The organism is Herbaspirillum sp. UBA812 (assembly GCF_002296545.1).
GTDB classification, from domain to species: domain Bacteria; phylum Pseudomonadota; class Gammaproteobacteria; order Burkholderiales; family Burkholderiaceae_D; genus Herbaspirillum; species Herbaspirillum huttiense.
Map to the genome: position 1 here is coordinate 1 of NZ_DBIC01000405.1, position 10236 is coordinate 10236.

6 protein-coding genes and 1 pseudogene are annotated in these 10236 nt (G+C 58.7%); 6 read left to right on the top strand and 1 reads right to left on the bottom strand.

Features of this window, described 5'->3' with window-relative positions; all coding sequences use genetic code 11:
* On the top strand, nt 1-1068 hold a 1068-nt coding region (locus B3873_RS26370), incomplete at its 5' end, for a helicase-related protein (protein ID WP_286870077.1).
* 62 nt (nt 1069-1130) lie between these two features.
* Entirely contained in the window at nt 1131-1616 is a 486-nt protein-coding gene (locus B3873_RS26375) for a GNAT family N-acetyltransferase (RefSeq protein WP_121039088.1), read from the top strand.
* 98 nt (nt 1617-1714) lie between these two features.
* Here the strand turns inward: B3873_RS26375 and B3873_RS26380 are convergent.
* Nucleotides 1715-1876 (bottom strand): annotated as a pseudogene (locus tag B3873_RS26380) (arginase family protein); the annotation flags it as partial.
* A 287-nt stretch (nt 1877-2163) separates the two neighbouring features.
* Here B3873_RS26380 and B3873_RS26385 point away from each other — a divergent pair.
* The 4 genes from B3873_RS26385 to B3873_RS26400 form a co-directional block, all read left to right on the top strand.
* Nucleotides 2164-4962: a type VI secretion system Vgr family protein gene (locus B3873_RS26385; protein ID WP_286870079.1), complete on the top strand. Its 2799-nt coding sequence runs from the start codon at nt 2164-2166 to the stop codon at nt 4960-4962.
* Nucleotides 4963-4981: 19 nt separating this feature from the next.
* Nucleotides 4982-7297 carry a T6SS effector phospholipase Tle3 domain-containing protein gene (locus B3873_RS26390; protein WP_286870080.1) on the top strand — a complete coding sequence of 772 codons (2316 nt, stop codon included), beginning with the start codon at nt 4982-4984 and terminating at the stop codon, nt 7295-7297.
* Nucleotides 7294-8967: a type VI lipase adapter Tla3 domain-containing protein gene (locus B3873_RS26395; protein ID WP_286870082.1), complete on the top strand. Its 1674-nt coding sequence runs from the start codon at nt 7294-7296 to the stop codon at nt 8965-8967. Before B3873_RS26390 ends, B3873_RS26395 begins: the two co-directional genes overlap by 4 nt.
* 82 nt (nt 8968-9049) lie before the next feature.
* A partial coding sequence (locus tag B3873_RS26400) for a type VI lipase adapter Tla3 domain-containing protein (protein ID WP_286870083.1) occupies nt 9050-10236 on the top strand: 1187 nt, incomplete at its 3' end.

Genomic DNA, 10236 nt, shown 5'->3' on the forward strand with positions numbered 1-10236 from the left:
CGCATGCTGGACATGGGCTTCATCCGCGACATCCGCAAGGTGCTGGCCGCCCTGCCGCCCAAGCGCCAGAACCTGCTGTTCTCGGCCACCTTCGCCGACGAGATCAAGAAGCTGGCCGACAGCCTGCTGAACAACCCGGCCCTGATCGAAGTGGCACGCCGCAACTCCACCGTGGAAGTGATCGCCCAAAAGCTCCACCCGGTCGACCGCGACAAGAAGCACCCGATGCTGGCGCACCTGATCAAGACCCACCAGTGGAAGCAGGTGCTGGTCTTCACCCGCACCAAGCACGGCGCCAACAAGCTGGTCGAACAGCTGGCCCGCGACGGCATCACCGCCATGGCAATCCACGGCAACAAGAGCCAGTCGGCCCGCACCAAGGCCCTGGCCGAATTCAAGGACGGCAAGCTGACCGCCCTGATCGCCACCGACATCGCTGCCCGTGGCATCGACATCGACCAACTGCCGCACGTGGTCAACTATGACCTGCCCAACGTGCCGGAAGACTACGTCCACCGCATCGGCCGTACTGGCCGCGCTGGCGCCACCGGTGAAGCCGTGTCGCTGGTCTGCGTGGATGAACGCGACCTGCTGCACGACATCGAGCGCTTCATCAAGCGCGAGATCCCGGTGGAAGTGATTGCCGGTTTCGAGCCCGACCCGACCGCCAAGCCGCAGCCGATCCAGCTGCGCAGCGGCCAGGGCCGTCACCAGAACGGTGGCGGACGCGGTGGCCAGCGCAGCGCTCCGCGCAAGCCCGCCGGCAACGGCAATGCGGCGGCACCGAAGCCGGCTGGCGGCAACGCCGGCCATGGCCAGGCAGCCAAGCCGCGCGCGGCAGCCAATGGCAATGGCAACGGTAACGGCAATGCCGCCCGTGGCCAGGGTGGACGTGGCAATGGTGGCGGCAATGGTGGCAATGCCGGCAACGGCGGCAACAATGCCAACCGCGCACCCAAGCCGGCCAATGCCAATGGCCAGCCGCGCAGTGCCGGTCAGCCGCAACGCCAGGGTGGTCCGCGTCCGTCGGCCCTGACCCATGGCGGCCAGCGCGCAGCCGGCAAGTAAGCAGGCTTCAAGCCGCTTTCCGGGCAGCATCGTTCATCGTCCATCACAAGAAAAGGAAAGACATGAGTGTGACCGTCATCAAGGCCGACCTCGGCAACGCTGCCCACGCGGCAGCGCTGTTCGAGACCCTCAATGCCTACGCTTCCGACGCCATGGGCGGCGGCAAGCAGCTCTCCGGCTACGTGCGCGAGAACCTGGCCGCCGAGCTGAAGAAACGTCCCACTGCCCATGTCTTCCTGGCCTTCGATGGTGAAACGCCAGCAGGCCTGGCGACCTGCATCGAAGGTTTCTCGACCTTCGCCTGCAAGCCGCTGCTGAACCTGCATGACCTGGCCGTGATGCCTGCCTATCGCGGCCAGGGCGTGGCCAAGCTGCTGCTGGCGGCGGTCGAGGACCAAGCCCGCCAGCTGGGCTGCTGCAAGCTCACGCTGGAAGTCCTGGAAGGCAATGCCGTGGCGCGTTCGCTGTATCGCGCCTGCGGCTTCGAGGGTTACGAACTCAAAGCCGAAACTGGCAAGGCCATGTTCATGCACAAGCCGCTGGCCTGAACACCGCCCGCCTGATTGCCTCAAAAAATGCCCGCATCAACCGATGCGGGCATTTTGCTTTTTGGCCTGAAACTTCACATCCCATCCACCCTGCTGACTCAGGCGCGGTGTTTCAGGCCCGGCAGGATGCACAACATTTCATAGGCCAGATTGGCGGCCACCAGTGCGGTGGTCCCGGCCTGGTCATAGGATGGCGACACCTCGACCACCTCGGCCGACACGATATCGAGCCCCTTGCAGCCACGGATGATCTCCGGTCCAAGCCCATGGATATCGCCGGGCAGACAAGCCTGCACCACCCGCTCGGGATCCAGCAAACTTTGTTCGCAGGCACGCCGGAAAGACATTCTGTGCACGACCCAAGTAAAAATTTCAGTCAGCACACATCCGAAGTGAAACCTTCTTCACATTCCCATAGTCTGATAAGCGACCTTTGATGAGCTTTGTGCAACATCGTTCGTCCCTCGTGTCAAAAAATTAAAACTATTGCAATTGGGAGCGCCACCATGGCGACATCATTCATTCCCGCGTCGACCGGAGCCGCGCCATGAATCTGGCCGACGCATTGCAGGCTTTTGCCTCCTCCGCCCTGAACCAGAGCAACCGGGCCATCCGGCTGCACTGGGGCAAGGCGCAAAGCACGCTGGAACAGGTGCTGGTCGTACAGCGGATCGACATCCGGGAAGGCCTCTACACGGGCATCGAAGGACACCTGACCTGCCTGTCCACCCGCTCCGACCTCCCCCTTAAAACCTTCCTCGGCCTGCCGGTGGCGGTGCGACTGGTCACGGATCGCGGTGCCCTGCACGAGATCTGCGGCCTCATCACCGATGCCCGGGCCGGACAATCCGACGGTTCGCTGGCGACCTATCAGCTGACGATCCGCGATGCCTTGTCCGTCCTGGAGAGGCGGGTCAACACCCGCATCTTCCGCAGCAAGAGCGTACCGGACATCATCGACACCCTGCTCAAGGAATGGCAGACCAGAAGCCCGGCGCTGGCCCGCGCGTTCGATTTCGACCTGGCCGCCACGGATCGCAGCCGCTATCCCCAGCGCGAGATGACGCTGCAGTTCAACGAATCCGATGCCGACTTCATTCGCCGCCTGTGCCGCCGCGAAGGGATTGCCTGGTTCACGGCCGCCGGCAAGCGCGCTCAGGAGGCGGCCTCATCCGGCGATGCCGGATTGCCGATCCACACGCTGGTCTTCTGCGACGATCCGATGAAACTGCCCCAGGCCAGCGCCGGCATCGTGCGCTATCACCGCGAGGCCGCAACGGAAGAGCGCGACGGCATCACGCTGTGGTCGGCCTCGCAGCACATTGTCTCCGGCAGCGTCCAGCGCGCCAGTGCCGACTACAAGCACGGCGCGATGGATCAGTCCTCGCAGGTCAGCATCCTCGACCAGGGAGAGGCCGGCAATGACCTGGCCCAGCTGCTGTCTGACAGCTTCATCGACGTGCCCCATGCGGCCGACTCCAGCGACGACTACCAGCGTCTGGCCACCGCCCGGATGCTGTCGCACGAACTGCGCGCGGCCAGCGTCGAGGGCAGCAGCGGCGTGCGTGACCTGGCCGTGGGCCGCTGGTTCGAGCTGACGGGCCACCCGGACGTCAGTCAACTGCCGCCGGAACAACGCCAGTTCATGGTCACGCGTCTGCATCATCGCGGCCAGAACAACCTGCCCAAGGCGCTCAACGAACGGGCGCAGCTCCTCTTCGACAGCAGCCGCTGGAGCAGCGGCCTGCCCGATCTCATCACGCAGTCGGCCACCTCCGCCACGGAAGAGACCCGTTACCAGAACAGCTTCAGTTGCGTGCGGCGCGGCATTGCCCTCACGCCGACCTATGATCCGCGCATCGACCTGCCGCGCGTTCATCCGATGACGGCAAGGGTGGTCGGTCCGAAAAACGAAGAGGTGCATTGCGACGAACTCGGCCGCATCAAGGTCCAGTTGCTGGGCCTCAATCCTGAGGATCACGCGCACGCCCAGGGCGCGGGCACCAGCGGTACCGATGCCGACAGTGCTTATGTGCGCGTGAGCAGCAGCTGGGCCGGCAATGGCTATGGCCACGACACCTTGCCGCGTGTGGGCATGGAGGTTGCGCTGGATTTCCTGAACGGCGATCCGGACAAGATGTTCGTCACCGGCGTGCTGCACAACGGACCGAACAAGCCGGCCACCTTCAGCCATGCGGGCGGCTTGCCGGGCAATCGGTTTTTGTCGGGGATGAAGACCAAGGAGATCCAGGCCAACCGCTACAACCAGTTGCGCTTTGACGATACGCCCGGCCAAATCAGCAGCCAGCTGGCCAGCGAACATGCGGCCAGCGAACTGAACCTGGGCTACCTGACCCAGCCGCGCACGGACGGCAACGGCCAGGCGCGCGGAGAAGGGGCCGAGCTGCGCACCGACGCCGCCGCCTCGCTGCGTGCCGCGCAGGGCATCCTGCTGACCACCTATGCGCGCAACAAGGCGGCGGGGCAGATGCTGGATCGCGACGAACTCAACGAACTGCTCGGCCAATGCACCGAACTCTTCAAGTCCCTGGGTGACTATGCCGGCCAGCACGGCGGCCAGGCGGCCGACAGTAGCGGCCAGAGTGCGCTGGCCGGAGCCTTCCGGAACTGGGATGCGGGCAGTACCAGTGGTGGACAGGACAGCGCCGCCTCTGCCCCTTCTGCCGCGCACGCCATCATGGCCTTCGGCGCGGCCACGGGTTCGGTGGCGGTGACGCCCAAGACCCAGCTGAACTATGCCGGCGAGAACATCGACCAGGTCGCGCAACAGCATCTGCAACTGATGAGCGGCCAGCGCTTCAATGCCACGGCGGGCCAGGGGATGCAGCTGTTTTCTCGTGGCACCGGCATCCAGGCGATTGCGGGCGAAGGGCCGGTGCTGCTGCAGGCGCAGAACGCAGCGCTGACTGCCAATGCGCAGAAAGGCGTGAAGATCAGCACCAACGAGAACGAGGTCCTGATCACTGCGCCGACCATCCGCCTGGTGGCGGAAGACGGCAGCTACATCAAGATCGGTGGCGGCGTGACCATGGGGACCCAGGGCGACATCAAGCTGCTGTCGGCGTCCCATCAGTGGGGCGGTCCGTCGACGCAGCAAGCGGCCAAGGCCAGTTTCAGCAATGCGCCGACGGATCAGCGTTTCCGTTTGCATTATCCGGGCGAGTCCGCCGAGACCGCGCCTGCTGCGGCCAATCAGTCTTACCGCATCACGCTGGACGATGGCCGGGTGATCGAGGGCAAGAGCGATGCGAACGGGCTGACTGAATTGGTCAAGGATGATGCCATGCGCATACTCAAGATCGATATTTTGAAACCTGCGTTATAAAAAGGAACAAGGAATCATCATGGGCGATAGCAACGATGCCAACCATGTCGCTGCCAGCGGTGCAGCGGTCTCCCACGCCAACCGGTGCAGTGACCGGCCGATAGAAGTGCCGGCCGACCTGCCGGGGATTGTTATCTTCATTCATGGGGTCAATGATCCGGGGGCGGTGTATTCCTTTGTTGAGGAAGGGCTTTGTCAGGGGCTTAATGAGAGATTGGATCGGCGGGATTTGAAGGCGGGGAGTTATGGAGAAAGCTATAAAAATCTCAAACAAAAAAAAGATCCTAATGTGGTCGATGCAAAGATATTGGCTGATCCAGATACCTTTCTTTATCAGCGCAAAGAAATTACCGGCAAAACCAAAAGTGTCTTCATCCCGTTTTATTGGGGCTATCGCGCCAGCGACGATGAAATTGCCCGGTTTGATTCCAAGGGAAAAAGCAATACAGATAAAATCCGTGGTGGCACGGATGATGGTCGCGGCTTCCTGACAATGCGTGGACAGTATCAGGACCTGCAAGGCAACCGCCTCGACAAGAACTTCGGCAAAGGCGGAGGCTTTTTCGCCAATGCGACCAACAATATTCCCGATATGTATGGCCAAGGCTTCAGAGCGGACAGAGCGGCTCGAACCGGTACCCGGCTAGCCCTGAGTGCGGGAACGCTCTATGCCGCTGACGGACCAGATCGTCGCTATTTCGTCATGGCTGCTACGCGCCTGGCCCGGCTGATCAGGCTGATCCGATCTATCGAGCCCTCGGCACTCGCCAAAGGAAAAAACAAAGTTCCTGGAAATGAGACGATTACCATCATGGGCCACAGCCAGGGGACGATCCTGACCCTGCTGGCCCAGGCCATCCTCAGAAAGGACGGCGAGCGTTGCGTCGATTGCGTCATCATGGTGGATAGCCCCTATAGCCTCTACCAGACGCCAGACTGCAATCAAACCGGCCAGGCAAAGCTACAAACGCTGATCAACATCGTCAACGAGGTGACGAGCGCACCTTACAGGTTGCCTGACCTGGCAGATCTGCTGATCACCAACTGCGAGTCTGGTGGACGGGCCGGTCCAAAATGGAAGCCATCAGCGGGGAGTCGGCTGGAAAAAAGCGGCAAGCAGTGGGTGACTTTCGACGAACGCGATAACCGGGGCAAGGTGTATCTCTACTTTTGCCCGGAGGATACCGTGGTCGGGATGAGCAAGGTTCATGGCATAGGAACATTTGGAATTCCGGATGTAGTGCCGGCAGACGGCACGGCAAAAACACAGCAAAACAAAAAGAGTATGGATGCCATGAAGGCTTTGGCAAAACATGGACGTTTTCTCCAGAGAATGTGGACGCGTATGGAGCGTATCGATCCAGCAGACGGGAAGAGAAAGAAGGTACTAGTCGGAACCAAGCCGGGATCAGTGCCGATTCGCGAGATAGCGGAGCGTCTGAACCCTGGACCGGCAGATGGGATTTCAAACGCAGCGAATAACCTGTTCATGCAAGATAAATTCATCCCGGCAGAAATGCGCTACATCAACGGCGAAGAGCTCAAGCCGCCATGTGAACCGGACCTGTATGGCGGCGAGATCAAGGGCCGCAAAGGAGGACCAGATCGTTGGGGAAACGACCGCATCGGTATGGCAGAACCGGATGATGTGACTCAGAACGTCATTCTCGGGAATCAATACGCCAGCATGAAGTGGAAGCAGATGGACGTTACCAATGACGTGGGTTATGACCTGGAAAAGGCCAAGAGAGATTTCAATGCAAAAAATCCGTCCATTGATGATCAGGCCCATCACTGGCGATTGCAGCCCATTCTATCTAATACATTGGCCATGGGCCCCGTCAGCTACACGGTAGAGCGCGAGGAGACCCCCAATGAAGCACGCAAGAGAATGAAGAGTGATGAGGATGTCTACCAGGCCAACAACTATCACTCGGCCATCTTGCACGCAACGGAGAACCAACGGTGGGTAACGGCGATGGACGTGGCGATTGGGCAGGCCGTGACATTGGATGATCCAGTTTGGCGTGAATTAATCTTGGCAATTGCAGACTGGAAATTAAGCCCGTACGCCTATTCCATTATTCTGGCGAATCGAGCATACAAAGAAAAGCTATCTCAGGAGAACAAGGACTTTATAACGGCATGTAAGGACTATTACCAATCCGGCACGTTCCCCGCTGAACGTTTTGTCTCGATGGCGATGCCCGATCTGGTGGTAAATGAACTGACAGATGAGGCACTAAAGGCCCGGTACGAGAGCATGGAACCCGATATACGCTTTTATCAGAATCAGGTGGGAACAGCGTTTGGCAACTTGGGAAATATGCGATGAGGCCCCGCATTTGGCCTTATTTGGCCGCATTTTTATTGATGGCACTTCTATGGAGTGCCTACATCATGACCGAGAGCTACCATCAGTGGCAAATAACAGGACAGGAAACGATGAATATGGGAAGCAATATTCGGAACGGAATCTTAGGTGCACTCGGCATTGCTGTTGTAGCGTTTGTGGGAAATTTGGCATGGATGCATGGCACATCGAGTGCCGCAGCAACGGTTAGCGCACAACCAAAGGTCTCTCCAGGGACAACGGAAGCAACTCTTTCCGGGGCAAAGAAGATACTCACCCAGACGGGAAATAAGTTTGTGTTGGAAGTAAGAGGAATGGGCGTAGTCGTCGGCGAAGATACAGACGAGGAAATATGGCGACTTATTGAGAAAAAAGCCAACAATCATGAGAGTTATCGCTCAAAAAATCCGGACGACTACTCGAATAGTGCTGACGAACGCTTATCCAAATTGGGTGTTGTCACTAGTGTTTCTCTTGAAAGGGGCGCTCGGCGTGCTGTCGAACAATGGCCCATCCCCGTCATCATCTGGTATCCACCAAAGGCGAAGGACGGAACACGGCCAGCTGCAAACCTGGCGGGCCTGCGTCAAATGGCAAGCCTGGGTGTGACCTTGCTGTTGTGGCAGGAAGACGCCAATACCGATGACGGCGCAGCGATGATAGAAAAGCTGTTCGCCTTTTTTGATACTCATCCAGATGCGCCCGCAGCGCTGATCTTCAGTACTGACGGATCCATGCTTCGAACGCTGATTGAGACACCCGGCCGTATTGACACGCCAAAGATCGGCCACGTCATTCCCGCGATGCCCGATAGTGTCGCAGCCTTCCTGGTAACCCGCTCGGACCGGGTCGACAATTTAGTCCGCCCCTATGCAGTGAAGCAGACTGCCAACATCAATAAAAACGACACCGAATATGACATCGTCAAGCTATGGAATTTCTTCTGGCGAAATAGCCACGATCAAGGCCCGGACAGTTTCAATGCGTATTTCATCAAGAAAGAAAAGGAAGCCGGGGTCGCCAATCCTTCGGCCATCGGTGTCATGTCCGCAAACTGGTGGCAAGAAAAACTACCGGAATTATGGAAAACGATCAGCAACCAAGGCCCCGGCGACTTCAAGCCCTCGCCCTACCTCCCGGTGCGCTGGACCAACTGGCAAGTCGAGCAATTTGACGATGCTCCCCTGCTCGGCTATCTCCATCGCCCAGTCGACATAAAACTCACCGATGACAAAGGCCAACCGCTGAAAACCGCCCTGCAAGCAGCCGCCCTGAAAGCCGGCTGGGAAGCGGCCATCGCCGGACTGCCTGAAGCCACCGAACCCAAACGCGTCTTCTACGACACCACTGGCAACAAGCAATGGGTCATCCCGCTGAACCAGGCATTGATGCAAATGGGTACCTCCGCTCCGCATCCAGACGAGGTCAAGGAAGGCTACGACATCGGCGCACGCATCGGTAACACCGGCACCAGTTCACCCATGGTACAGATCGGTCTCGGCCTGATCGCCAGCTATCACCAGGGCGGTGCCAGTGCGACGGTGAACCGCCGCCCGAACGGCATGGCCAGCATCATCATGGTCAGCCCGCCGGATGAAACGACCAAGGCTACATGGGCCAAGAATCACGCGGGCAAGAGCCCGTTTGATTGATGATTACAAGACGCGTTGATGCCTGCATCAACGCGTGACGACAAGAGAGACATGATCTTGCATCTTCAAGGCATCAGCGGATATGGCAAATAGTTTGCGGAATAGTGCATTAGCTGCGCTTGGCGTTGCCGTCCTCGCATTTTCTGGAAGTTGGGTCTGGATGCATCGTTCATCGAATGCAGCCGATGGGGAAACAGCTCAACAGCAGCTTACGTCGGCGGCGGAGACGCATCATTCCGGCGACCAAATCATGCTAGCGCAGACAGGACAGAAGTTTGTGCTGGAAGTGCGAGGCATGGGAGTCGCTGTTGCAAAGAAGACTGATGAAGAAATCTGGGAGGCAATTGAAAAGAAGGCAGACAATCACGCCACCTACCTTTCCCAAAATCCAGAGGATTACACAGATAGCGCCGACCAGCGTTTGTCAGATTTAGGCGTGGCAACAGGACTCTCTTTTAGAGAAGCAGCAGGCCGTGCGGTGGATCAGTGGCCGCTGCCTGTGATTATCTGGTATCCACCAAAGTCGCAGCGCACCCATCGTCCATCAGAGGATCTCGCCGGTCTACGTCAACAAGCGGGCCTGGGTGTAACGCTGCTGCTATGGCAAGAGGACGCCAACACTGATGACGGTGCGGCCATGATTGAAAAGCTCTTCTCCTTCTTTGATACGCATCCAGATGTTCCGGCAGCATTGATATACAGCGAAGATGGCTCCATGACGCGTTCTCTAGTGGCAACGCCGGGCCATGTCGATACACCTAGAGAGGGTCACGTTATTCCCGCTATGCCTAACAGTGTGGCCGCATTCCTGGTCACCAGATCAGATCGCGTCGATAAACTCATCAGGCCTTTTGTAGTCCAGCAGCGATCAAATATCAATAAAAACGATACCGAATACGACATCGTCAAGTTATGGAATTTCTTCTGGAAAAAAAATGACGACCAAGGCCCCGAGAGCTTCGACGCCCAGTATGTCAAAGAAGAGAAAGCAGCCGGAGTAGATACACCCTCTTCAGGAGCAATGTCCTCAACCTGGTGGCAAGCCCAGCTCCCTGAGCTATGGAAAACCATCAGCAACCAAGGCCCGGGTGACTTCAAGCCAACACCGTATATCCCCGTGCGATGGACTGATTGGCAGCTGAAGCAATACGACAGCGCCCCCCTGCTCGGCTATCTCCATCGCCCAGTCGACGTAAAACTCACCGACGACAAAGGCCAGCCGCTGAAAACCGCCCTGCAAGCAGCCGCCCTGAAAGCCGGCTGGGAAGC

What these genes read in the sequence shown, in the direction of transcription:
- B3873_RS26375 (WP_121039088.1), top strand. Translation starts at nt 1,131, where the DNA reads ATGAGTGTGACCGTCATCAAGGCCGACCTCGGCAACGCTGCCCACGCG.
- B3873_RS26385 (WP_286870079.1), top strand. Translation starts at nt 2,164, where the DNA reads ATGAATCTGGCCGACGCATTGCAGGCTTTTGCCTCCTCCGCCCTGAAC.
- B3873_RS26390 (WP_286870080.1), top strand. Translation starts at nt 4,982, where the DNA reads ATGGGCGATAGCAACGATGCCAACCATGTCGCTGCCAGCGGTGCAGCG.
- B3873_RS26395 (WP_286870082.1), top strand. Translation starts at nt 7,294, where the DNA reads ATGAGGCCCCGCATTTGGCCTTATTTGGCCGCATTTTTATTGATGGCA.